This is a genomic window from Amorphus sp. MBR-141, assembly GCF_053628695.1.
In genome coordinates this window covers 68,740-91,580 of sequence record NZ_JBRJGW010000006.1, presented here as the reverse complement: position 1 = coordinate 91,580, position 22,841 = coordinate 68,740, and the positions used below count along the sequence as shown (strand labels likewise).

The following is a 22,841-nucleotide window of genomic DNA, read 5'->3' as shown; positions in this document are numbered from 1 at the left end:
CTCGTCGATGGCGGGCTTTTTGCTGTGTGGGCGATGCCGCATTGTCGTCGGCACACGAGCCGATCCGGCAAGGTCGCCTGATCGGCCATCGGCAGTTGCCGCTCGTCAGCCGCCTTGCGGCAGCGCGGCAATCACCGCGGTGAGCAGTGCCTCGCGATCGTAGAGAGCCTGGGGATTGGTCATCCCCATCCGGACCACGATCAGATCGAGGGAGGGCACGATGGCGATGCTCTGGCCGTCGTGGCCGAGAACCCAGAGCGTGTCCGGCGGCACGGTGTCGCCCGTCTCCAGCCAGATGTCGCCCTTGCTGTAGCGGCCGTCAGAAGCCTCGACCGGCTCGATCATGGTGTCGACCCAGCCGACCGGGAGCACCTGCGTGCCGTCCCACAGCCCCTTGCGCTGGATGAGCAGGCCGAAGCGCGCCCAGTCGCGGGCGGATGCGTTCAGCCAGGACGGGCCCATGAAGGTGCCCGCCGGGTCCGTCTCGAACACCGCCGTCGTCATGCCGATGGGGTCGAACAGGGTGGTGCGCGGAAACGCCGTCCAGGCGTCGACGGGCAGGAACGCCCGCATCGCGCCCATCACCAGCATGTTGGCGCCGCTCGAATAGGCCCAGACGCTGCCCGGCTGGTCCTCCAGGTCGAGGCCGGCGAGAAAGTCGATGGCGTTGCCGGACCCGTAGAGCATTTCGGTGGTGTCGGTGACGGTGCCGTAGTCCTCGTTGTAGGCGAGGCCGTCGGTCATCTCCAGGAGCGCCGAGAACGGGATGCGGCTCTTCGGGTTCGAATCGCTCTGCCATTGGGGCAGCAGGTGATCGATGTCGAGGGCGAGGTCGGAGCGCTGCATGGCGATGCCGGCCAGCGCCGCGGTCACCGTCTTCGACATCGACCAGCCGATCAGCGGCGTCTCGGCGGTGATGCCGTCGGCGTAACGCTCGGCCACGATACGTCCCTCGTGGACGACGACCACGGCGCGGGTGCGCAGATCGCCGGTATGGGCGCCGTCGGGTTCGACGAACGCGTCGGCGACGACCTTGGCGAGCGGGGCCGGCGCCGGGCCCTCGACGCGACTGCCTTCGGGCCAGAGCGCGTCGGAGCCCACGGTGAGCGGCGCAACGGGGCCGGTCTCCTCCGCCAGCTTGGCGGGGGTCACGCCGATGGCGAGCGCGCAGCCGAGCCCGTCGCGATGGACCGCAGTGCGCTCGAATACGCCGAGGCCGAACGGCGAGGCGCTGATCCGCTTCACCGGGTCGTCGACGGTCACCTTGTAGAGGTTGAGCAGCGGGTTCTTGCGGCCCAGCACGTCCTCCGCCCAGATCCGGTCGAGGTCGAGGCCGGAGACGTACATGCCCGAGCAGACGGTCTTGGCGACGTAGGACGAGCCCACCCAAAGCATCGGCGGCAGCTGCCAGGAGAGGGCGGCGATGCCGCCCGCGCCGAGGAGGAGAACGGCGATGGCCAGCCAGCGAAAGTAGGAGCGGAACGTGATGGCGGCCATGTCGGTCCCTCGGCGTTGATCGGCGCCCCACTTCTGGCACGCGGGCAGGGTGCTGTCACCGCAATCCGCGGCCGTCAGCCGGTCTCGGGAGGGACCTCGGCAAGCCGGAGCAGGGATTTGCGGTCAAGCGAGAATCCGCTGTCGATCCACAGGGCCTCGAGACGGGCGAGCTCGGCACCGAGGGCCGGGCCGGGCCGGAGGCCGAGCTTCACGAGGCTCTTGCCGCCGAGCGGAAAGACCGGCGGGTCGGACGCGTCGGCAAGGTCGAGCAGGGCCGGCCATGGGGAGGCGTCGACCGCGCCGCCCTCGCGGGCAAAAGCGATGAGCGCGCCGCTGCGGTACGCCGTCCGTCCGAGACGGTAGTAGAGCGCGCGCGCCGGCAGCCCGGGTTCGACCGGGAATCGGTGGGCGGCACCAACGGCGAGGCGCATCTCCTTCGCTTCGGCATTGGAGAGCTTGAGCCGGGCGGCAATGCGCTCGACGTCCTCCACGACGGCGCAGCCGGCGGCCGCCAGCCGCAGTGCCGGCGACGGCGCCAGCCCGCGATCCGCCTCGATGCGGGCGAGCCGCGCCAGCCGCTGCGGGTAGACGATGCCGGCAAACACGCTCTCGACCAGCCCGGCATCGGACATGCGGGCGAGCGTATCGGCCGCATGCCGGGCGACGACGAGGCGCCGCATCTCCTGGGCGACCCGCTCGGCGGACAGCCGGCGCAGGCCATCGCGGCCACGGATCGCCGCACGGGTACCGGCGGCGTCGGGCGCGCCCTCGCCATAGTGCGCATGGAAGCGGAAAAAACGCAGAATGCGCAGATAATCTTCGCGCACGCGCATGTCCGCATCGCCGACGAAGCGCACGCGGCGGGCGCGGATGTCGGGATAGCCGCCGACGGGATCGAACAGGGTTCCGGCGCGGTCCACCGAAAGCGTGTTCATGGTGAAGTCGCGGCGGTGCGCATCCGCGACCCAATCCCGGCCGAAGCGCACCTGGGCGTGGCGGCCGTAGGTCTCGACGTCCTCGCGCAGCGTGGTGACCTCGAAGGGGATCTTGTCGACCACCACTGTGACGGTGCCGTGCTCGACCCCGGTCGGGATCGTCTTGAAGCCGGCCGCCCGCGTGCGCGCCATCACGGTTTGGGGCACCGCCGTGGTCGCGACGTCGACCTCGCGCACCGCCTCGCCCAGCAGCGTGTTGCGGACGGCGCCGCCGATGACGCGGGCCGTCTCGCCGTCGCCGTCGAGGATGGCGAGAAGCGCGCGGGTGGCGGGGGCCTGAAGCCATTCGGCTCCGGCCAGCGACGGCAGAGCCGGCAGGGTCATTTCTTGAAGCCGCCCGGCACCAGTTTTCCATCCTCGAAGATGAGCGGCTGGTAGACGCCGTCCGACCGCTCGCTGGTGACGCCTAGGGTGAGGAAGCCGATGATCGAGAGCGCGAGGCCGGCCACCGCCAGCCAGTAGGGCATCGGGCCGATGAAATACTGGGATCGGGTGGCGGTCAGGCCGCGGGTGACGAGCAGGAAGATTGCCCACCCGATGAACGGCAGGAGAAACAGAACTAGTTGGACGATGACGATCCGCACCATGGCCGGCTTCCTTGGTTGCGCGGTGACGGTGGCCCCCAGCCTCCGGCATTGTCCGCGAACGCAGTCGTTGCGATGGCGCATGCGCGGCCGGGTATCTTGCCGCAGCGCTCGGCGGCTCAGCCGTAGAGACGTTCGAACAGGGTGCGGACGATGCCCGCGGTAACACCCCAGATATACCGTTCGCCATACGGCATCGTGTAGAAATAGCGTTGTGCCCCGTTCCACGCGCGGCTGTCGCGGACATGGTTCGCCGGCGTCATCAGGTGGTCGAGCGGAACTTCGAAGACGTCGGCCACCTCGTCGGGATTGGCGACGATGCTGGCAGTCTCGGGCACCAGCGCCACCACCGGCACGATCCGGTAGCCCGAGCGGGTCGTGTAGATGTCGCCGTAGCCGAGCGGTTCGACCAGCGACGGCGCGAGGCCGATTTCCTCGTCGGCCTCCCTGAGGGCGGCGGCCAGCGGATCGCGGTCGATCGGGTCGATCTTGCCGCCGGGCAGCGCGATCTGACCGGCATGGGCGCTCAGGTGTTCGGTGCGCAGCGTGAACAGCACGGTGGCAGGGTCGCGCTTGACGATGCCGAAGAGGACGGCTGCGTCGCGCAGCGCCTTGCCCGGCGGCACCACGTCGGGCAGGTGCCGGTTGAGGATGTGATCGCCGGCGGCGTCGTAGTCGAAGACCGGGTCGTCCAGCCGGATCAGGCGGCTTGCCCGCGCCTGGATGGAACGCCAGTCGGTCAGGAGATCCGCCTGTCCGCCATCGACGGGGGAGTCGATTCTCATACGCTCAGTCGCTCCAGTTCCGCCTGGCGCATCATCGGGAAGAAGAGGCCGCTCGACCATACGCCGAACCACTCCGTGCCGTCGCGCGCTTCGGTCGTCCCGTGCTCCACCAGCTCGTAAAGCAGCGGCCGGGCGAGGCGCGCCTCCAGGCGGCCGCGGACCAATACATAGGGCTTCAGACCGTCGGTGTCCTGCTCGGGCTCGAAGCGCATCGGGTGGTCGGCATCGATGGCGACGACGTCGCCGACGCTGGTGCGCAGCGTGAGGACCTGGTCGGGTCCGTCACCGGCGGCGTTCATCTCCACCCCGAGGAAGGGGGCGTCGTCGACGGTGATCTCGATCTTCTCGACGGGGGTGACGAGGTAGGTGACCCCGTCCACATCGCGGCGGAGCACCGAGGCGAACAGTCGCACGAGCGGTTCGCGGCCGATCGGGGTGCCGAGATAGTACCAGAGGCCGTCGCGGCCGATGCGGATGTCCAGCTTTCCGCAGTGCGGCGGGTCCCAGCGCTCGACCGGGGCCGCGCCGCCCTTGGTGCCGGCGCGCCCGATCAGCGCCTCGAGCCCGGCCAGGCCGCCGTTCACTTCGTGTTGATCGGTCTGTCCAGCCATGTCCAATTCCCGCGTTCCTCGATGGAAGGCGCATGATAACGCCGCATTTCCGCTGTCCTTTGGCGGACCACATGCTGCGTGGAACATAAGTTGCAACCCCTACGATGACGAGGTCCGGTCGTTTCCCGCCTGTGCGGCGGCGGGCGGGCACCCTACACTCTACGGATGACGTGACCAGATACGCGAACTGCCCGGTGGAAGCGGAACCGGGCCGCGAAAGGACCAGTTGATGAGCGTGATGGACAAGCCGATCGAGGTCGACGATGCAGCCATTGTCGCCGAGGCCGAAGCTGCCGCGGACCGCATGGTCGCTGCGCGCGCGGAAATCGGGCGCGTCATCTTCGGCCAGGAATCGGTGGTCGAGCGCACGCTCGTCACGCTGCTGGCCGGCGGACACGGCCTGCTGGTCGGCGTTCCGGGCCTCGCCAAGACCATGCTGGTGTCCACCCTGGGCACCGTGCTCGGGCTCGATTCGCGGCGTATCCAGTTCACCCCCGACCTGATGCCGTCCGACATTCTCGGCGCCGAAGTGCTGGAACAGGCCCCCGATGGAACCCGCACGTTCCGCTTCATCAGGGGACCGGTGTTCACCCAGCTGCTGATGGCCGACGAGATCAACCGCGCGAGCCCGCGCACCCAGTCGGCGCTGCTGCAGGCGATGCAGGAAGGCCATGTCACGGTCGCCGGCCAGTCCCACCAGCTGCCCCAGCCGTTCCACGTCCTGGCGACCCAGAATCCGCTCGAGCACGAGGGTACCTATCCGCTGCCGGAAGCCCAGCTCGACCGGTTCCTGATGCAGATCGACGTGCTCTATCCCGAGCGCGCGGCGGAGCGCCGGATCCTGCTGGAGACCACCGGCGCGGCCGACGTGCAGCCGGCGGCGGTCCTGGCGGAAGGCGACCTCGCCCGCTACCAGCGCCTGGTGCGCCGCCTGCCGGTGGGCGAATCCGTGGTCGAGGCGATCCTCGACCTCGTCCGTGCGGCCCGGCCGGGCGAGGGCGGCGATGCCGACGACGTCATCGCCTGGGGACCCGGTCCGCGGGCGAGCCAGGCGCTGATGCTGACGGTGCGGGCGCGGGCGTTGATCGAGGGCCGCCTGGCTCCGTCGGTCGACGACGTGCTGGCGCTGGCCGAACCCGTGCTGCAGCACCGCATGGCGCTGACCTTCGCGGCCCGGGCCGACGGCGAGACCGTGCCCGGCGTCATCGACCGCCTCAAGGCCCGGATCGCCTGAAGGCGGTCGAACCCCGGAGCGAGCAACACCATCCATGGCGCACTCCGACCGTCCCGAGCGGCCTGACGATCAGGGAACGACCGCGCTTCTGGCCGCACGTTCCGTCGCGGCAAGCATGCCGGACCTGCAGGTCGAATCGCGCCGGGTCGCCGCCACGGTCGCCATGGGCTGGCATGGCCGCCGCCGCCCCGGGCCCGGCGAGACCTTCTGGGAATTCCGTCCGTTCGAGACCGGAGAGCCGGCCCATCGCGTCGACTGGCGGCGCTCAGCCCGCGACGACACGCTGTTCGTGCGCGAACAGGAGTGGGAGGCCGCGCACACCGTCTGGCTGTCGGTCGACCGGTCCGAGTCCATGGCCTTCGGTTCGAAGCTCGCTCGGGCGACCAAGCGGGATCGCGCCATCGTGCTGACGCTGGCGCTTGCCGACCTCCTGGCCCGCGGCGGCGAACGCATCGGGCTGATCGACGGCATGCGCCCCACCTCCAGCCGCGACGCCGCGGAGCGGGTGGCCAGCGCGCTGATGCATCTGCCGATCGCCAAGACGCTGCCCGACACGGGCCAGGTGCGGCGCTTCTCCGACGTCATCGTGATCGGCGACCTGCTGGATCCGCTGGCAGACATCGATGCGTGGATGCAGCGGCTCGCGGGCTCGGGTGCCCGCGCTCATCTCGTCCAGGTGCTCGATCCCGTCGAGGAGACCTTCCCGTTCGGCGGACGAGCAGAGTTCCGCGATCCGGAAAGCGGCACCGCGTTGCTCGTCGGACGGGCGGAACGCTGGCGCGGCGACTACCGGCGCGTGCTTGGCTCCCACCGGGAGGCGCTGGCCGATCGCTGCCGCCGTCTCGGCTGGACGTTTCTCGTGCATCACACCGACCGCTCCGCCACCGAGCCACTGCTGGCGCTGCGTGCGCGGCTGTCTGCCGCAGGGGGTGTCGAAGGCGCCCGGAGGGCCTCGTGATGGGCAGCTTGCTCGCACTCGGCTTCACGACGCCGGCCATCCTCGGCGCGCTGGCGCTGCTGCCGGTGATCTGGTGGCTGCTGCGGGTGACCCCGCCGCGGCCCCAGCGCATTTCGTTTCCGCCGACCCGGCTGCTCCTCGAACTGGTGAAGCGCGAGGAGACCCCGTCGCGCAGCCCGTGGTGGCTGATGCTGCTGCGCCTTCTGATCGCCGCGCTGGTGATCGTCGCGCTCGCCGGGCCCGTCTGGCGGGCGGCGACCAGCGCAACCGCCGGCAGCGGCCCGATTTGGATCGTCATGGACAACGGCTGGGCCGCGGCGGATGCCTGGGCCGAACGCCAGCGGGTCGCATCCGGGCTGCTCGACCAGGCCCAGAGCTCCGGACGGCCGGTGATCCTGATCGCCACCGCGGACGGCGCCAACCAGCCGGCCGAGCCGGTCGAGGCTGCGCAGGTGCGCGACCGGCTGTCGGCCCTGGAGCCGCGTTCGTGGGAATCGCGTCGCGGCGATCTCGTCGACACGGTGGAACGCCTGGGGGAGGTGTCACCGCCGGCGCTGGTGACCTGGCTCACCGACGATCTCGACAGCCCGGGCACCGCCGAATTCGAGACGGCGCTGATGGCGGCCGCGGGCGATGCGCCGCTGCGGGTCTATCAGGGGGGCACGCCGGCACTGGTGGCGCTTGCCGGCGTCGAGAACGGCGGCGACGGAATGGACGTGCGCGTGCTGCGGCTGACCGATGCGGCCGATGCCGCGCCGGGAGGAACATTGGTCGCGCGTGACCGGAGAGGATTTGCCTTGGCCGAGACGCCGTTCACCTTCGACCAGGGTGCAACAGAAGCGCGCGTGCGCCTCGATCTGCCCGTGCAGCTCCGCAACGACATTGCACGCCTGGATCTGACGGGCATCGCGACCGCCGGCGCGGTCCAACTGGTCGACGACCGCTGGCAACGCCGCTCGGTCGGGGTGATCTCGGGCGGCTCGGCCGATCTCGCCCAGCCGCTCCTGTCGCCGCTGCACTATCTGGAACGGGCGCTCGGGCCCTATGCGGAGGTGCGCGAGCCACGCGAGGAGGAGACCTCGGCTGGGATCCAGCAGCTGATCGACGGCGGCGTCTCGGTGATGGTGCTGTCCGACGTGGGAACGCTCCTGCCGGGTACCGAAGAGACCCTGCGGAACTGGGTGAACGATGGCGGCGTGCTGATCCGCTTTGCCGGGCCGCGCACCGTCGAGGGCATCGACACGCTGGTGCCGGTGCCGATGCGGGCGGGCGCCCGCGTGCTCGGCGGCAGCCTCTCCTGGGAAGACCCGCAGCCGCTGGCGCCGTTCGACGCGGCGAGCCCGTTCGCCGGTCTCGACACGCCGAGCGACGTGGCGGTGACCCGCCAGCTGCTCGCCGAGCCGAGTGCCACCCTGCCCGACCACACCTGGGCGAGCCTGGCGGACGGCACGCCGCTGGTAACCGCGGCGGGGCTCGGCAACGGCTGGCTGGTGTTCTTCCACGTCACCGCCGACACCACGTGGTCGACCCTGCCGCTGTCGGGCACCTTCGTGGAAATGCTGCGCAAACTGGTCGGGCTGGCCGGCACGCCGCCTGGTGGTCAGACCGCCGACGCCCAGGGCGCGGCGCTGCCGCCACTCAGGGTGCTCGACGGCGAAGGGCGTCTGGTCGAGCCCGGTTCCTCGGTGCGGCCGCTGCCGGCCAGGGCGCTGGCCGACATCGCCATCGGACCCGAGCATCCCCCTGGCCTCTACGGCACGGAGGACGGCTTCCGGGCCCTCAACCTGCTCGGGCCGGACGACACGCTGGAGCCGCTGGACCTCGGCGCGCTGGGCCGGGCGGCCACGGTGACGTCCTACGCCACCGAAGGTCCGGTCGACCTGAAGCGGTGGGTGCTGGGGACCGCGGCCGGTCTGCTGCTGCTCGATGCGCTGGCGGTGCTCGTCCTTGCCGGCGGCGTCGGTCTCGGCCGTGGCCGCGGACGCGCCGCTGCGGTGGCGATCGCTGGGCTGATCGCGCTTGCCGTCGTGGCAGGGCCGCGCCCGGCGTTCGCGGCCGATCAGTCGTTCGACATGGAGGCCGCCCTCAACACGCGCCTCGGCTACGTGCTGACCGGCGACGACAACGTCGACGAGATGAGCCGGGCCGGCCTCTCCGGCCTGTCTCTGTTCCTGGCAAGGCGCACCGCGCTGGAGCCCGCAGAGCCGATGGGCGTCGATCTGGAAACCGACGATCTCGCCTTTTTCCCGCTGCTCTACTGGCCGGTGACCGAGACCGCGGCGCGGCCCACGGACGAGGCGATGGCCAAGGTCGATGCCTACATGAAGAACGGCGGGACCATCCTGTTCGACACCCAGGACGAGCTGACGGCGGGAACACGGGTCGACCAGCTCGGCGCGAGCCCTGCCACCATGCGGCTTCGGGCGATCCTCGACGGGCTGAACATCCCGCCGCTCGAGCCGGTTCCCGCCGACCACGTGTTGACCAAATCGTTCTATCTGCTGCAGGAATTTCCTGGACGCTACTCGGGCGGACCGCTGTGGGTCGAGGCGCTCGGCGGCGACGCGGCGCTCGCCGACCGGCCGGTGCGGTCGGCCGATGGCGTGTCGCCGATCCTGATCACCGCCAACGATCTGGCCGGTGCATGGGCGATCGGCGCCAACGGCGACTTCCTGCTGCCGACGGTGCCGCCCGACCCGTTCCAGCGCGAACTGGCGATCCGGACCGGCATCAACATCACGATGTACACGCTCACCGGAAACTACAAGGCGGACCAGGTGCACCTGCCGGCCCTGCTCGAACGGCTCGGACAGTGAGGAGGCGAACGCATCCATGACCTGGTCGATTGCCCTCGATCCGCTCGTCCCGACCTGGCTGGTGATCGTGTTTGCCGCGGTCGGTCTGGCATTGGCGCTGGCTGCCGGTGCGCGCCGGGTGCGCGGCGCGGTGATCCGTGCGCTGGCCGTCGCGGCGGTCGCGGTGGCACTCCTCAATCCCTCGCTTCGCCAGGAGATCCGCACCCCGCTGTCGAGCGTCGTCGCGGTGGTCGTCGATCAGAGCCAGAGCCAGGGGATCGAGAACCGCACCGCGGAGACCGAGGAAATCCGGGCTCAGGTCGAGCGGGGTCTCGCGGGCCTCGACGGGATCGAGGTGCGCACGGTGGTGGTCGACCGCGCGAGCGGCGCCGGCGCGGACGGGACCCGGCTGTTCGACGCCGCCTACGATGCGCTCTCCGATGTGCCGCCCGACCGGGTGGCGGGCGCGCTGCTGATCACCGACGGCCAGGTGCACGACGCGCCGGAAGAGGGCGCGGATCCGGGCATCGCGGGACCGGTCCACGCGCTGATCACCGGACGCCCCGACGAGATCGACCGGCGCATCGTGCTCGACCGGGTGCCGCGCTTCGGCCTCGTCGATTCCATCCCGAACGTCGAGCTGACGGTCGAGGATCAGGGCGGCGGCGAGGGCAGCGGCACGGCGCGTCTCACCGTCCGCCGCGACGGCGAGGAGATCGCCAGCCGCGACGTGCCGATCGGGCGCCGGGTGAGCGTGCCGGTCGACATCGCCCACGGCGGCGACAACATCTTCGAATTCGAGGTCGGGCCGCGCGACGGCGAGCTGTCGACCGTCAACAACCAGGCCGTGGCCATCATCGACGGCGTGCGCGACAACCTGCGCGTCCTCCTGGTGTCGGGCGAGCCGCACGCAGGCGAGCGCACCTGGCGCAACCTCCTGAAGTCGGACGCCTCGGTGGATCTCGTCCACTTCACCATCCTGCGGCCGCCGGAGAAGCAGGACGGGACGCCCATCAACGAGCTGTCGCTGATCGCGTTTCCGACCCGCGAGCTGTTTTCGGAGAAGATCGACCAGTTCGACCTGATCGTCTTCGACCGCTACCACCGCCGCAACGTGCTGCCGTCGCTGTATTTCGACAACATCGCCCAGTACATCCGCAACGGCGGCGCGGTGCTGGTGTCGTCCGGCCCGGACTATGCCGGGCTGCAAAGCATCTTCTACACGCCGCTCGCCGACGTGCTGCCCGCCGAGCCGACCGGTCAGGTGCTGGAGCAGCCCTTCTACCCGCACGTGAGCGCGCTCGGCGACAAGCACCCGGTCACCCGCGACCTGCCGGGGGCCGCCGGCGATCCGCCCGACTGGAGCCAGTGGTTCCGTCTCATCGATGCCGACCCCATCACCGGCGACACGGTGATGACCGGACCCGACGACAAGCCGCTGCTGATCCTGGCGCGTCAGGGTGAGGGGCGCATCGCGCTGATGCTGTCCGACCACGTCTGGTTGTGGGCGCGCGGCTTCGAGGGCGGTGGGCCGTACGTGCCGCTGTTGCGCCGTCTTGCGCACTGGCTGATGAAGGAACCGGAGCTCGAGGAAGAAGCGTTGCGGCTGTCGGCGACGACCGGCCAGGACCTCATGGTAGAGCGCCAGACGCTCGGCGACACGGCCGAGCCGGTGCTGCTTACCGGGCCCGACGGGACCGAGCAGACGGTGACGCTGGAGGAGGCGGAGCCCGGCCTGTGGCGCGCCGAGGTGCCGGTGGGCGACGTCGGCATCTACCGCGCGACCGCCGGCGACCGGACCGCGATCGCCCATGTCGGTCCGCCCAATCCCCGCGAGATCGCCGACCTGCGCTCTACCACCGACCGGCTGGCGGCGGTGGCCGCGGCAAGCGGCGGCTCGGTGGCCCGTGCTGTCGACAACGGGGCGATCGAGCTGCCGCGCCTGACGTTGCGCGATGCCGGCGAGCGGATGAGCGGTCTCGGCTGGATCGGATTCAAGCGCTCCGAGGCGAGCTCGCTGGAGGGCGTCCAGCAGATCCCGCTGCTGTCGGGGTTCCTCGGGCTTGCCGTCCTGCTCGGGGTGATCGGGGCGACCTGGTTCCGCGAAGGACGTTGATCGCCGCGTCGTGTCGACCAAGTGAGGCTCGCGGCAACGGCACGATCCCGCAGCCGGTCAGCTGCGCACGGCCGTGCGGCCTCCGTCCATCGGACGATGCACCTCACCGGCGATCGCTTCGGACCCGTCGACGAGATGGGCGGCGAGAAGCCGGTGCGGATCGACCGGCCCCGGGAACGTGATCTGCCCGGGCCGAACCGGCGTGAAGCCGACCGGCGCATAGTAGGGCGGATCGCCCACCAGCAGCACCAGCCGATGGCCGAGCTCGCGGGCCCGGGCGACCGAGGTACGCACCAGGCTCCGACCGATGCCGCGGTTTGCGACGTCCGGATGGACGGCGAGCGGACCGAGAAGCAGCGCGCCTGAGGTCCCGACCAGGATCGGCGTCAGCCGCACCGACCCGACGAGGCGGTCGGCCACGGTCGCGACGAAGGCGAGATCGGGGGCATGGGGAACGCCTTCCCGCAGCCGGTAGGCGGTGCGCGCGAATCGGCCCGGCCCGAAGGCGGTGTCGTTCAGGACATCGATTGCCGGCGCGTCTCCGGCGGCTTCAAGTCGGACAAGGTAGGATTGCTCGGTCAATTGGGTCGGCCCTGTACGCGGATGCAGCGACATCCGCTACGGGCCGTTCCGGTCGGCCGGCCGCAGCGGATCAAACGGTGCGGATCGTCGACGGCCGTCGTCGGGCCGTGAGATCGTCCGTGCTTCGTCGTCGGATCCTGCGGGAGACCGGCATCGCATGCGGTGCCGGGGCGATCCGCTTGCAGCCGGTCCGGATGGCGCTCATGGGCCGAGGCAACTCCGGTTTGCGAAATGGCGGGACTCGCTAGCATGACGGGCGGGGACTGTCCATGATCGCCGGCGCGCGACAATCGAGTCGGGCGACAGACGTGAACTGCTTCGCACTTTTGTGCCACAAGTGGCGTGAGGCGGTTCGAGGAGAGGCGGCAGCACCGCGACATGAACATCGACATCCAGACGGTCTATACGACCTCGATCTTCATCATCGGCCTGGTGGGAATCCTGCTCCTCTGGTCGTGGCTCCAGGACAGGAGGAGCAAGGCGCTCGTGTGGTGGGCGCTGTCGTTCCTGGTGTCGACCGTCGGCGTCGTGCTGCTGTCCGACTACGATTTCCTGCCGGACCTGTGGTCGGTGGAGATCGCGATCACGCTCCTGGTCACGGCCCACGGTCTCGTTTGGGCGGGCGTGCGCTCCTTTTCGGACCGCTCCGTGCCGTGGCTCGGGATTGCAGCCGGCGGGGTGGTGTGGACCGTGGCCTACCAGAGCCGGATCGTCGAGGCGTCGACGACGGACCGGGTCGCACTGATCGCCATGCTTGCGGCCGTCTACACCATCGTCACCGGCTGGGAGATGTTCCGCGACGGGCTGGTGAAACTCCCCTCGGCGCCTCTGGTGCTGGTGCTGCTGGCGGCTCACGCCGCCTGCCACGTGCTGCGTGTCCCGGTGGCGGAGAGCTTTCCCTATTCCTTCGAACCGGGCGTCGGCGGGATCAAGGTGGCGCTGCTGGCCCTCGAGCCGATGCTCTTTGCCGTGGCGCTGGGCTATCTGTTCCTGATGATGACGCGCGAGCGTGGCGAGGCCGCGATCGTCGCGGTGGCGAACACCGACATGCTGACCGGAAGCCTCAACCGCCGCGGCTTCTTCGAAGAAGCCGAGCGGGTGCGGCAGCGCGCCCGGAAGGCGAACATGCCGGTCTCCAAGCTGCTGCTCGATATCGACTACTTCAAGGAGGTGAACGACGCCCACGGACACGCCGCGGGCGATGAAGTGCTGCAGTCGTTCACGGTCCTGGTCCGGGGAGCGCTGCGCGTCGACGACGTGCTCGGCCGGATCGGCGGCGAAGAATTCGCGGTCATGGCCGTGAACGCCGACACGGAGGTGGCCGAGGCGCTGGCGGAGCGAATCCGGACCACGGTGAACGGGAGCCCGATCATGTGGCGCGAAACGCCGATCGACGTGTCGGTGAGCATCGGCGTCGCCTGCGATCCGACGGCGGATGTCTCGGTGAAGGAGCTCATGGAACGCGCCGACCGCGCCCTCTACGAAGCCAAGCGGCACGGGCGGAACAAGGTCGTTCTGGCGGAAGACGCGGCCAACGCTTCGGGTGAGACGGCGGCTCCTTCCCGCGTCGCCGGCACGCCCCAGCCGGACGAGACCTGACCGTTCGGCATGACGGCGCCTGCGCCGACAGACCGCAGAACCTCAGGAGAGGTCGGCGATCAGCCGCCGGACGAAGTCGGTGCCGGCATCGAGCTGCGAGACTGAGATGAACTCGTCCGCCTGGTGGGCCTGATCGATCGAGCCCGGGCCGCAAACCACCACCGGCCAGCCCGGACCGCGGAACTGACCCGCCTCGGTGCCGTAGGAGACCGCATGGAGGCCGTTGTCGCCGGTCAGGCGGCGGCACAGCGTCTCGGCCGGATTGCCGGCATCGGGAACGAGGCCCGGCACGTGGGCGCGGATGCCCACGTCGACCCCCGTCTCTGCGTCGACTTCCTTCATCCGAGGCTCCACATCGGCCGCGATGTGGGCGCGGTAGCGCTCGAGATAGGTGTGCGGGTCATCATCGGGCAGGGCCCGGATGTCGGTGACGAAGGCGCAGTCGCGCGCCACGATGTTGTGGGCAGTCCCGCCCCGGACCATGCCGGTGTGGACGGTGGTGTAGGGCGGGTCGAACGGACTGTCGGGGACCGGGTTGGCCATGTTCGCGCGCAGCATGTCGTCCAGGAACGCGATCAGACGGCAGCCGACGACCACCGCCGAGACACCCCGGTTCACCTGACTGGAGTGAACCGACTTTCCCCGCACGTTGGTGTAGAACGAGAAGGTCGTCTTCTGTCCGGTCACCACCTTCATATCGGTCGGTTCGCCCACAATCACGGCGGCGGGCGCGGCGATGCGGCCGGCCATCTCGGCGATCATCGACGGCGCGCCGAGGCAGCCGACTTCCTCGTCATACGAGAGCGCCAGGTGGATCGGGCGCTTCAGGTTGGCGGCCACCATCTCAGGCACCAGCGACAGCGCAATCGCGGAAAACGCCTTCATGTCGGCCGTGCCGCGCCCATAAAGTCGCCCGTCGCGCTCGGTCATCGTGAAGGGATCGGAGGCCCAGGACTGGCCTTCGACGGGAACGACGTCCGTGTGGCCCGAGAGCACGACGCCGCCCGGCACATCGGGACCGATGGTGGCGTAGAGGTTCGCCTTGTCGCCGGTCGAGTCGGGTACGAGGGTGGATGCAATGCCGTGCGCGGCGAGATGCTCCTGCACGAAGCCGATCAGCCGAAGGTTGCTGTCGCTCGACACGGTGGGGAAGCCGACAAGCCGCGCGAGCATTTCCTTCGGTGTCGGCATGAACCCTCCATGGTGTCGGTCGGCGACGATCCGCGGCTGACGCCGCGCCGAGCGGGTGGCACACCCTTTCGATGGAAAACCGCCTCCGGAATCCTATGATCGAGCGCGGTGTCGCGTCGGAGCGCCCCGATCCGGCAGCAACGCGTTCGATGCCGTGACTATGCGGCGGCGGCGGTGTCGGGGACAAGACGCGCACGGTGCCTGCGACACAATAGGCTGGCAGGATACGCGAGAGTGCGGATCCGCCAGGGTCCGGTTTGCCGCGTCGTCCTTGGGCGGGCGCCCGAATGGATGGGACAGATGACCGATCAGAGATACCAGCCGGTTGCGATCCAAGGCGCCCCGCAGCGGGGGTGCCCAGTCGTTCGGGAGACCGCGCGGGCATGACCGGTCGTCCAGCCAACGACAGCGCGCCGGCGGCGGTGGCGGCCCGGCGCGGAACCCCCGGCAGCGGACGGCTGACCCAGCGCTTGCGCCTCGCCAGCGGCCTGACGCTGTTCGTCTACGTCCTGATGCATCTGCTGAACCACGCGCTCGGCGTCGTGTCGATCGACTGGATGGAAGCCGTCGAGCCCTATCGGACCGCCATCTGGCGGTCGCTGCCAGGCACGCTGCTTCTCTACGGGGCCCTGGCGGTGCACGTGTCCCTGGCGCTGGCGCGGGTCGCCCGCCGCCGGACGATCCGCATGCCGGTCTGGGAAGCCGTCCAACTGGGGCTCGGGCTGCTGATCCCGTTCTGGCTGGTGAACCACGTCGTCGGTTCCAGGGGGCTCTACGAGGTGTTCGGAATCGAGGACGACTACGTCCACATGCTGACGCTGCTGTGGCCCGGCCTCGTCACCTTCCAGACCACGCTCGTCCTGCTGGTGTGGGTGCATGGCTGCATCGGCATTCACTTCTGGCTGCGCCTGAACGGCTGGTACCGGGCGGTGGCGCCCTGGCTGCTGATGGCGGCGATGGGCGTGCCGCTGTTTGCCACCTGGGGCTGGATCGAGGCCGCGCGGCGGCTCGAGCTGACCGGCGGCAGGCACAGCAACCTGACCCCCGAAGCGGCCGTCTGGTCCGACGGCATCATCCATGGCGCTCGACTTGGCTATGCGGTCGCCGCCCTCACCGCCCTGCTGGTGATCCCGATCATTGCCACGCTGCTGAACCGCGGGCGCGGTTTCCGCGTCACCTACCCCGGCGGGCGTGTCGTCCGGTCGCTGCCGGGGCCGACGCTGCTGGAGATCAGCCGGCTGGCCAACATCCCGCACGCCTCGGTGTGCGGCGGCCGGGGACGCTGTTCGACTTGCCGGACGCGGATCCTCTCCGGCGCCGCAAGCCTGGAGCTTCCCGGGACGACGGAGTCGCGGGTGCTCAACCGGATCGGGGCGGCGCCGGATCTGCGCCTTGCCTGCCAGCTGCGCCCGACGGCGGACCTGGAGGTGCGGCCGCTGTTTCCCATCAGCGACGCGGAGCCGATCGATCTCGCCACCGAATCGTACCGCTGGGGGCGGGAGCAGGAGGTCGCCATCCTGTTCGTCGACATCCGGGGGTTCACGACCTTCTCCGAGCAGCGGCTTCCGTACGACGTCGTCTACCTGCTGAATGAATATCTCGGTGTGATGAGCGGCGCCGTCACCCGCAACGGCGGCTATGTGGACAAGTTCATCGGCGACGCCGTCATGGCCATCTTCGGCATGTCCGACGGCGTGGAGGCAGGCTGCGGGATGGCTCTGGCGGCAGCCGGCGACATGGTGAGCGGGCTTGCGGAACTGAACCGGACCTTTGCCGAGCAGCTGCGCGAGCCGATGCGGATCGGCATCGGCATCCATGCGGGACCGGCGATTCTCGGACGGGTAGGCGTGGCCAGCGACAAGCGCACGGACGGACTGACGGCGCTCGGCGACACCGTCAACACGGCAAGCCGGCTGGAGACGGCGACCAAGGAACTGGGGGCGACCCTGGTGTTCTCCGACGCGGTCGCCAGGGCCTCCGGGGTCGACCTGAGCGAGACTCGCGCCTGCGAGATCACCGTGCGCGGACGGAGCGAGCCGCTGATCGTCCACGCGATCGACGATCCGACGGTGTTCTCCCGAGCCAGCGCGGAAAGCCCGCGGCGGCGGGGCCGGCTGGGCTGGCGCAGAGCGTCAAGGGCGGGATAGGTCCGGCGTCTCGGCGAGACGGTCGAGGTCGAACCGGTGCATGTCGGCGAGGAGCTCGACGATGCCCCTGGCGGCGTGATCGACGGCGATCCGACCCTTGTCCGCCGTGGCCGACGCGGCATTGCCGGTGGCGCCGGACGGATGGAGGTCCTGGGCGATCCAGCCGAAAGCGTGGGGGCCGTGGCCGCGCAGGTGGTCGAACTCCTCGATGAAGTCCAGCTGGGCGGAGCGGAAGTCCTCGGCCCGCTCCATGCGCACCAGCTCGGGTGCCAGGTGCAGCATCGCCGACGTTTCCAGGTCGTTGCCGTGAATTCCGTAGGTCGCCTCGTCCGGGTCGAAGGTGCCCTCGGGGGCCGGAAAGCGGAACCAGCCCGAATGCACCGCCAGCATGTCGCAGCGAACCCGCAGTTCGCGGGTCACCACGTCGATGAGCGGAACGTTGCCGCCATGGGCGTTGAGGATGAGCAGCTTGCGCACCCCGGCGCGGCGGACGCTTTCGCCGATCTCGATCCAGGCGCGGATGACCGTGTCCCAGGACAGGGTGAGCGTGCCGGGAGAGGCAATGTGTTCGTTGGATTTCCCGATTGCCTGGACCGGGAGAACGGTGGCCGGCAGGTCGTCTGGGAGGGTCGCGATCACGCGTTCGACGACGCCGGAGACGATCGCCGTGTCGGTCGACACCGGAAGGTGGGGGCCGTGCTGCTCGATGGCGGCGACGGGCAGGATCGCGATCCAACCGGATGTGTCGGCCTCGCCGAACATCGCCGCGGTCATGTCCGCCCAGCGGCGGGCGGGCAGGTGAAGAGGCGCCATTAGCGGGCCTTTCCCGCCGCCAGCGCCTCGACTTCCACCTTCAGCTCCGGAACCGTGAACCCGGAGACGATCATCAGGGTGGATGCCGGGGCGCGGGCGCCGATGAAGCGGTCGCGGGCGCGCATGTAGGCGGCGAGATGGGCACGGTCGGTCACGAATGCGTTGAGGCGCACCACGTCGTCGGCCGACATGTCCGCCGACCGCAGGATCTCCCGGATGTTGGCGAAGCACTGGTCGGCCTGTGCCTCGGCATCGTCCGGAACGGTGTCCTCGGGTGTCACGCCAACCTGTCCAGAGCAGACCAGCAGGCGAAAGCCCGCGGGGATCTCGACGCCATGGACGTACTGGGCGAACGGCGCGCGGATGGTGTCGGGGGTGTGGCTCGTCAGCACGGGAGGGCGCTCCTTAAGCGGTCACGGGATGCAGGCTACCGCACCTTGATGACCGCCGAAACGGGGACGGGTTGGCCGCGCGTGCGGTGGAGGTCCGTGCCCCCCCGAACCGGACGCATTCGGCCGCTTGTCCTGCGGGCTCGGCGTTCTATTGTTCGTACGAAGGGAGGCTGCATCTTCATTCGGGCTTTCGTTCTCTGGCACGCGCGTTGCAGGTCCGTTCCCGGCTGCGCGGGGAAGCGTCTCAGCGGCGCCATGCCGGGCCGAGGCACGATCGCTGCTCCGGCAGCACGGCATTCGGCGGAGCGCGGGGCCGCCTGACCAGGATCATCGACAGCGATCGCCTCCGGCGCGGGGATCGGGACAACGCGAGGACGAACGAGCGATGACACGTGCGATCCCTTCACTCGCCTGCGTGCTGGCTGCCGGAGCCCTGCTGGCGGGCCCGGCGGCGGCACTCGAGCAGGTCAAGTTCGGCACCAACTGGCTGCCCGAGGCGGAACACGGCGGCTACTATCAGGCCGTCGCCGACGGCACCTACGAGAAGTGCGGCCTGGAGGTGGAGATCGTCTCGGGCGGTCCGCAGGTGAACAACCGGGCGCTGCTTCTCGCCGGCAAGATCCAGTTCCACATGGGCGGCAACCTGATCCAGGCCTTTTCGGCAGTGGAGCAGGACATTCCGCTGAAGGTCGTGGCCGCGCACTTCCAGAAGGAACCGCAGGTCATCATGACCCATCCGGGCCAGGGCCTCGACACCTGGGAAAGCCTGAAGGACATCGACCTCCTCCTGGGGGACGAAGGGTTCCAGTCGTTCTTCCAGTGGATGATCGCCGCCTACGGCTTCAAGGCCGATCAGCGCGAGCCGTACACCTTCAACGCAGCGCCGTTCCTTGCCGACCCGAGGGTCGGGCAACAGGGCTACGTCACATCCGAACCCTATGCGGTCGAAACCAAGGGCGGCTTCACGCCGAACATCTTCCTGATCGCCGACTACGGGTTCGATACCTACGCCACCACGGTGGAGGTGATGCAGAAGACCATCGACGAGATGCCGGAGGCGGTGGCGTGCTTCGTCGACGGCTCCGCGCTCGGCTGGTACACCTACCTCTACGGGGATTCGTCGGCCGCCGACGCGGTGATCCTGGCGGCGAACCCGGACATGACCGAGGAGCAACTCGCCTTCTCGCGTGAGAAGCTCCGCGAATATGGCATCGTCGATTCGGGCGATGCGCTGGAGCTCGGCATCGGGGCGATGACGGACGCGCGCTTCAAGAGCTTCTACGGCAAGATGGTCGATGCCGGTGTGCTTCCGGCCGGGATTGACATCTCCAGGTCCTACACGCTCGACTTCGTGAACAAAGGCCTGGGGCTCGATCTGAAGAGGGATCTGACCGGCAAGTAGGCCGATCGGTCGACACGAGGATGGCCATGGTGAATGCCCCGGAAATGGGTCGCACGGGGACCGTCGACGAAGCGGCCCCGGCGGTCGTCCTCAGCGGGGTCACCAAGCGCTTTCCGAGTGGCACGACCGCCATCTCCAACCTCGACCTTGCAGTGCACGAAGGCGACTTCGTGAGTCTTCTCGGCCCGTCGGGCTGCGGGAAATCGACCGTGCTCCGCCTGATCGCCGGCCTGATCGAGCCGACGGCCGGGACGATCGCGCGACCCGGTGGACGGCAGGCCGGCCGGGACGTCGGGTTCGTGTTCCAGGAGCCGACCCTGATGCCGTGGGCGTCGGCGTTCACCAACGTCTGGCTTCCGCTACGGCTGAAAGGCGTGTCGAGACGCGCCGCCAGCGACCGGGTCATGGCGGCGCTCGATGGGGTCGGGCTCGCCGGTTTCGCCGAAGCCTTCCCCCGCGAGTTGTCCGGCGGCATGAAGATGCGGGTGTCGATCGCCCGCGCACTGGTCACCGAGCCGCGGCTTCTGCTGCTCGACGAGCCGTTCGCCGCGCTGGACGAGATCACCCGCTTCAAGCTCAACAAGGATCTTCTGGAGCTGTGGGGCCGGCTCGGCTTCACGGTCGTGTTCGTCACCCACTCGGTCTTCGAATCGGTGTTTCTGTCGACCCGCATCGCGGTGATGGCCGCGCGCCCCGGCCGCATCATCCGGACGCTGTCGGTCGACGAACCCTATCCGCGGAGCGATGCCTTCCGCACGACGGAAGCCTACGCGGCCTCCTGCCGGGAGACCTCCGACGCACTGCACGTTGCGATGGGCGAAGGGGCCGCGGCGTGAGGCAGGGGCGATCGCGGCGATGAGCACGGTGTCGGACCCCGCAACGGACACGGGCCCCGTCGACGAGCCCGCCGCGGCATGGCGCTCGATGGAGCAGAGCGGTGGCGGGGCCCGCGGGTCGCTCGACCGGGCGGCCCGCTGGCTGCTGCCGATCGGCGTGGTGGGTCTGCTCGTCGGCGCCTGGCATCTCGTCGTCGTGGTGAACCAGATCCCGGCCTACATCCTGCCCGGCCCGGGCGAGGTGTTCGGGTCGCTGGTCGAAGACTGGCCGATCCTCTCCCAGGCGCTCCTGAACACGCTGGCGATCACGCTGCTGGCGCTTGGCGTCGCCACGATCGGCGCGGTGGGCCTGGCCATCCTGTTTTCCCAGTCGCGGCTGGTCGAGTATTCCCTGTTTCCGATCGCCGTGGTGCTGCAGGTGACGCCCATCGTCGCCGTGTTCCCGCTGATCAACATCTATGTCGACAACACCACCGCGAAGCTGCTGATCTGCGCGTGGATCGTCGCCTTTTTCCCGATCCTGTCGAACACCACGCTGGGGCTGAACTCGGCGGACCGAAACCTGCATGCGCTGTTCGATCTCTACGGCGCGAACCGCTGGCAAACCCTCCGTCACCTGCAGATGCCAGCGGCGATGCCCTATTTTCTCGGCGGGCTGAGGATCGCCGGCGGGCTGGCACTGATCGGCGCCGTGGTGGCGGAATTCGTGGCCGGGACGGCGGGCTTCGGGTCGGGGCTCGCGTTCCGCATCATCGAAGCCGGCTACCGGCTCAACACGGCCCGGATGTTCGCGGCGCTCATCCTGATTTCGGCGGTCGGCGTTGCGATCTATCTGGTGCTGAGCCTGGTGTCGCATCTGGTCCTGCGCAGATGGCACGAAAGTGCGACCCGGCGGGAGCGCTGACGCGATGGTCTGGAGCCCGGGACTGCGACCTGGCGACCGGCCGCTGCGGCTGGTGGAAGCGACCGTCCCGACCGCGCTCTGCCCGGCGCTCGCGGCGTCCGCCGACACAAGCGGCCTCGCCTGTGCCGATATCGTCATCGCCGATGGCCGTATCGCCTCCATCGCCCCGGCCGCGACCGCCCCGCCGGCGGGCGGGATCGATCTGGACGACGGCCTGGTCTTTCCGGCCTTCGCCGACGTCCACACCCATCTCGACAAGGGCCACATCTGGCCGCGCGCCCCCAATCCCGACGGCCGCTTCGAGGCGGCGCTCGACGCCTGCGAGGCGGATCGCACGGCGCACTGGACGGCGGCGGACGTGCGCCGGCGAATGGAATTCTCGCTGCGCTGCGCGGAGGCGCACGGCACGCGGCTGATCCGCACGCACCTGGATTCGAAGCCGCCGCAGCACCGGATCTCCTGGCCGGTCTTTGCCGGGATGCGGGAGGCCTGGCGCGGGCGCATCGAGCTTCAGGCCGTTGCACTTCTCGCCATCGACGATCTGCCGGAGGGGGATGCCCTCGACGCCTACGTGCGGCATGTCGCCGAACACGGCGGCATGCTCGGCGCTGTCACCTATCCGATGCCGGACCTGGACGCGCGTCTGGTCCGGCTGTTCGACGTGGCGGCGCGCTACGGCCTGGATCTCGACTTCCACGCCGATGAGACCACCGACGCTGCGGCCGACGGACTTCGACGGATCGCGGAGGCGCACCTTTCGACCGGGTTTCCGGGCCTCGTGACGGTGGGCCATGCCTGCTCGCTGTCCGCCCAGCCCGACGCGGAGGCGATGCGGACGCTGGACGCGGTGGCGCGCGCCGGCCTCTCCGTCGTCAGCCTGCCGCTGTGCAACCTCTACCTCCAGGACCGGGTGCCCGGCCGCACTCCCCGCCTGCGCGGGGTGACGCTCGTTCACGAGATGCGGGCCCGAAATATTCCCGTCGCAATTGCAAGCGACAACACGCGTGACCCTTTCTACGCCTACGGGGACCTCGATATGCTGGAAGTGTTCCGGGCGGCGACCCGGATCCTGCATCTCGATCATCCGTTCGCGGATTGGCCGGCCGCCGTGACCCGCACGCCAGCGGCGATGATGGGCGACGAAACGCGCGGACGTCTCGAGGTCGGGGCTCCCGCGGACCTGGTGCTGTTCCGGGCGCGCTCGTTCAGCGAGCTGCTCGCCCGCAGCCAGGACGACCGCATCGTGCTGCGTGACGGGATGGTGCTCGACCGCGTCGTGCCCGATTATCGGGAGCTGGACGAGCGTTGGGCCGCCGCGCGTTCGGGCCGGACCGGTTCGGATGCGTGAAACGCGTTGGATTCTAAATGGCTTGGTGCAAGGGCTGGCAGAAGACTTGCAT

19 protein-coding genes are annotated in these 22,841 nt (G+C 69.6%); 10 read left to right on the top strand and 9 right to left on the bottom strand.

Features of this window, described 5'->3' with window-relative positions; genetic code table 11:
• Positions 1–105: 105 nt before the first annotated feature.
• The 5 genes from ACSSVZ_RS10010 to ACSSVZ_RS09990 all read right to left on the bottom strand — a co-directional run bounded on the left by ACSSVZ_RS10010 (position 106) and on the right by ACSSVZ_RS09990 (position 4,472).
• Positions 106–1,497: a serine hydrolase domain-containing protein gene (locus tag ACSSVZ_RS10010; RefSeq protein ID WP_453969672.1), complete on the bottom strand. Its 1,392-nt coding sequence runs from the start codon at positions 1,495–1,497 to the stop codon at positions 106–108.
• A gap of 74 nt (positions 1,498–1,571) precedes the next feature.
• Positions 1,572–2,816 (bottom strand): CCA tRNA nucleotidyltransferase, encoded by a 1,245-nt coding sequence (locus ACSSVZ_RS10005; protein ID WP_453969671.1) that lies wholly within the window; start codon positions 2,814–2,816, stop codon positions 1,572–1,574.
• Complete coding sequence (locus tag ACSSVZ_RS10000) at positions 2,813–3,079, bottom strand: DUF6111 family protein (RefSeq protein WP_453969670.1); 267 nt, start codon at positions 3,077–3,079, stop codon at positions 2,813–2,815. The genes ACSSVZ_RS10005 and ACSSVZ_RS10000 overlap by 4 nt, the downstream gene beginning before the upstream one ends.
• A gap of 116 nt (positions 3,080–3,195) precedes the next feature.
• A complete protein-coding gene (locus ACSSVZ_RS09995; protein ID WP_453969669.1) occupies positions 3,196–3,861 on the bottom strand; it encodes a CoA pyrophosphatase in 666 nt (221 codons plus the stop codon).
• Positions 3,858–4,472 carry a DUF1285 domain-containing protein gene (locus ACSSVZ_RS09990; protein WP_453969668.1) on the bottom strand — a complete coding sequence of 205 codons (615 nt, stop codon included), beginning with the start codon at positions 4,470–4,472 and terminating at the stop codon, positions 3,858–3,860. The genes ACSSVZ_RS09995 and ACSSVZ_RS09990 overlap by 4 nt, the downstream gene beginning before the upstream one ends.
• Before the next feature lie 229 nt (positions 4,473–4,701).
• Between ACSSVZ_RS09990 and ACSSVZ_RS09985 the strand changes: the two genes are divergently transcribed.
• The 4 genes from ACSSVZ_RS09985 to ACSSVZ_RS09970 are packed head-to-tail and all read left to right on the top strand — an operon-like array spanning position 4,702 to position 11,575.
• The gene (locus ACSSVZ_RS09985; RefSeq protein WP_453969667.1) at positions 4,702–5,706 is read left to right on the top strand and encodes an AAA family ATPase; all 1,005 of its coding nucleotides are present in this window, start codon (positions 4,702–4,704) and stop codon (positions 5,704–5,706) included.
• Between the two features lie 34 nt (positions 5,707–5,740).
• Positions 5,741–6,664 carry a DUF58 domain-containing protein gene (locus tag ACSSVZ_RS09980; RefSeq protein ID WP_453969666.1) on the top strand — a complete coding sequence of 308 codons (924 nt, stop codon included), beginning with the start codon at positions 5,741–5,743 and terminating at the stop codon, positions 6,662–6,664.
• Positions 6,664–9,480 (top strand): DUF4159 domain-containing protein, encoded by a 2,817-nt coding sequence (locus ACSSVZ_RS09975; protein WP_453969665.1) that lies wholly within the window; start codon positions 6,664–6,666, stop codon positions 9,478–9,480. The genes ACSSVZ_RS09980 and ACSSVZ_RS09975 overlap by 1 nt, the downstream gene beginning before the upstream one ends.
• A 16-nt stretch (positions 9,481–9,496) precedes the next feature.
• Complete coding sequence (locus ACSSVZ_RS09970; protein WP_453969664.1) at positions 9,497–11,575, top strand: hypothetical protein; 2,079 nt, start codon at positions 9,497–9,499, stop codon at positions 11,573–11,575.
• Positions 11,576–11,632: 57 nt separating this feature from the next.
• On the opposite strand, the gene ACSSVZ_RS09965 is transcribed toward ACSSVZ_RS09970, so the two are convergent.
• Positions 11,633–12,157, bottom strand: a complete 525-nt coding sequence (locus ACSSVZ_RS09965; RefSeq protein WP_453969663.1) for a GNAT family N-acetyltransferase — start codon at positions 12,155–12,157, stop codon at positions 11,633–11,635.
• Positions 12,158–12,535: 378 nt separating this feature from the next.
• Here ACSSVZ_RS09965 and ACSSVZ_RS09960 point away from each other — a divergent pair, with 378 nt between their 5' ends.
• Positions 12,536–13,756, top strand: coding sequence for a GGDEF domain-containing protein (locus ACSSVZ_RS09960; RefSeq protein WP_453969662.1), 1,221 nt, complete (start codon positions 12,536–12,538; stop codon positions 13,754–13,756).
• Positions 13,757–13,798: 42 nt separating this feature from the next.
• Here ACSSVZ_RS09960 and argE read toward each other — a convergent pair whose 3' ends face one another.
• Positions 13,799–14,947, bottom strand: a complete 1,149-nt coding sequence (gene argE / locus ACSSVZ_RS09955) for an acetylornithine deacetylase (RefSeq protein WP_453969661.1) — start codon at positions 14,945–14,947, stop codon at positions 13,799–13,801.
• 383 nt (positions 14,948–15,330) lie between these two features.
• Here argE and ACSSVZ_RS09950 point away from each other — a divergent pair, with 383 nt between their 5' ends.
• Positions 15,331–17,094, top strand: a complete 1,764-nt coding sequence (locus tag ACSSVZ_RS09950; protein ID WP_453969660.1) for an adenylate/guanylate cyclase domain-containing protein — start codon at positions 15,331–15,333, stop codon at positions 17,092–17,094.
• On the opposite strand, the gene ACSSVZ_RS09945 is transcribed toward ACSSVZ_RS09950, so the two are convergent.
• Both ACSSVZ_RS09945 and ACSSVZ_RS09940 read right to left on the bottom strand, forming a co-directional pair.
• A complete protein-coding gene (locus ACSSVZ_RS09945) occupies positions 17,080–17,907 on the bottom strand; it encodes a creatininase family protein (RefSeq protein WP_453969659.1) in 828 nt (275 codons plus the stop codon). The two genes, ACSSVZ_RS09950 and ACSSVZ_RS09945, sit on opposite strands and share 15 nt — an antisense overlap.
• The gene (locus ACSSVZ_RS09940) at positions 17,907–18,299 is read right to left on the bottom strand and encodes a RidA family protein (RefSeq protein WP_453969658.1); all 393 of its coding nucleotides are present in this window, start codon (positions 18,297–18,299) and stop codon (positions 17,907–17,909) included. Before ACSSVZ_RS09940 ends, ACSSVZ_RS09945 begins: the two co-directional genes overlap by 1 nt.
• A 385-nt stretch (positions 18,300–18,684) precedes the next feature.
• Here ACSSVZ_RS09940 and ACSSVZ_RS09935 point away from each other — a divergent pair, with 385 nt between their 5' ends.
• The 4 genes from ACSSVZ_RS09935 to ACSSVZ_RS09920 all read left to right on the top strand — a co-directional run bounded on the left by ACSSVZ_RS09935 (position 18,685) and on the right by ACSSVZ_RS09920 (position 22,789).
• Positions 18,685–19,701 (top strand): ABC transporter substrate-binding protein, encoded by a 1,017-nt coding sequence (locus ACSSVZ_RS09935; protein WP_453969657.1) that lies wholly within the window; start codon positions 18,685–18,687, stop codon positions 19,699–19,701.
• A gap of 26 nt (positions 19,702–19,727) precedes the next feature.
• The gene (locus tag ACSSVZ_RS09930) at positions 19,728–20,537 is read left to right on the top strand and encodes an ABC transporter ATP-binding protein (protein WP_453969656.1); all 810 of its coding nucleotides are present in this window, start codon (positions 19,728–19,730) and stop codon (positions 20,535–20,537) included.
• A gap of 88 nt (positions 20,538–20,625) precedes the next feature.
• On the top strand, positions 20,626–21,441 hold the full coding sequence (locus tag ACSSVZ_RS09925; protein ID WP_453969974.1) for an ABC transporter permease: 816 nt from the start codon (positions 20,626–20,628) through the stop codon (positions 21,439–21,441).
• 4 nt (positions 21,442–21,445) lie between these two features.
• A complete protein-coding gene (locus tag ACSSVZ_RS09920; protein WP_453969655.1) occupies positions 21,446–22,789 on the top strand; it encodes a cytosine deaminase in 1,344 nt (447 codons plus the stop codon).
• Positions 22,790–22,841: the final 52 nt, after the last annotated feature.

Coding starts and splice junctions, on each gene's coding strand:
- ACSSVZ_RS09995 (WP_453969669.1), bottom strand. CDS start 3,861: ATGAGAATCGACTCCCCCGTCGATGGCGGACAGGCGGATCTCCTGACC.
- argE (WP_453969661.1), bottom strand. CDS start 14,947: ATGCCGACACCGAAGGAAATGCTCGCGCGGCTTGTCGGCTTCCCCACC.
- ACSSVZ_RS09935 (WP_453969657.1), top strand. CDS start 18,685: ATGACACGTGCGATCCCTTCACTCGCCTGCGTGCTGGCTGCCGGAGCC.
- ACSSVZ_RS09945 (WP_453969659.1), bottom strand. CDS start 17,907: ATGGCGCCTCTTCACCTGCCCGCCCGCCGCTGGGCGGACATGACCGCG.
- ACSSVZ_RS09980 (WP_453969666.1), top strand. CDS start 5,741: ATGGCGCACTCCGACCGTCCCGAGCGGCCTGACGATCAGGGAACGACC.
- ACSSVZ_RS09960 (WP_453969662.1), top strand. CDS start 12,536: ATGAACATCGACATCCAGACGGTCTATACGACCTCGATCTTCATCATC.
- ACSSVZ_RS10000 (WP_453969670.1), bottom strand. CDS start 3,079: ATGGTGCGGATCGTCATCGTCCAACTAGTTCTGTTTCTCCTGCCGTTC.
- ACSSVZ_RS10010 (WP_453969672.1), bottom strand. CDS start 1,497: ATGGCCGCCATCACGTTCCGCTCCTACTTTCGCTGGCTGGCCATCGCC.
- ACSSVZ_RS10005 (WP_453969671.1), bottom strand. CDS start 2,816: ATGACCCTGCCGGCTCTGCCGTCGCTGGCCGGAGCCGAATGGCTTCAG.
- ACSSVZ_RS09930 (WP_453969656.1), top strand. CDS start 19,728: ATGGTGAATGCCCCGGAAATGGGTCGCACGGGGACCGTCGACGAAGCG.
- ACSSVZ_RS09975 (WP_453969665.1), top strand. CDS start 6,664: ATGGGCAGCTTGCTCGCACTCGGCTTCACGACGCCGGCCATCCTCGGC.
- ACSSVZ_RS09985 (WP_453969667.1), top strand. CDS start 4,702: ATGAGCGTGATGGACAAGCCGATCGAGGTCGACGATGCAGCCATTGTC.
- ACSSVZ_RS09950 (WP_453969660.1), top strand. CDS start 15,331: ATGACCGGTCGTCCAGCCAACGACAGCGCGCCGGCGGCGGTGGCGGCC.
- ACSSVZ_RS09920 (WP_453969655.1), top strand. CDS start 21,446: ATGGTCTGGAGCCCGGGACTGCGACCTGGCGACCGGCCGCTGCGGCTG.
- ACSSVZ_RS09925 (WP_453969974.1), top strand. CDS start 20,626: ATGGAGCAGAGCGGTGGCGGGGCCCGCGGGTCGCTCGACCGGGCGGCC.
- ACSSVZ_RS09970 (WP_453969664.1), top strand. CDS start 9,497: ATGACCTGGTCGATTGCCCTCGATCCGCTCGTCCCGACCTGGCTGGTG.
- ACSSVZ_RS09990 (WP_453969668.1), bottom strand. CDS start 4,472: ATGGCTGGACAGACCGATCAACACGAAGTGAACGGCGGCCTGGCCGGG.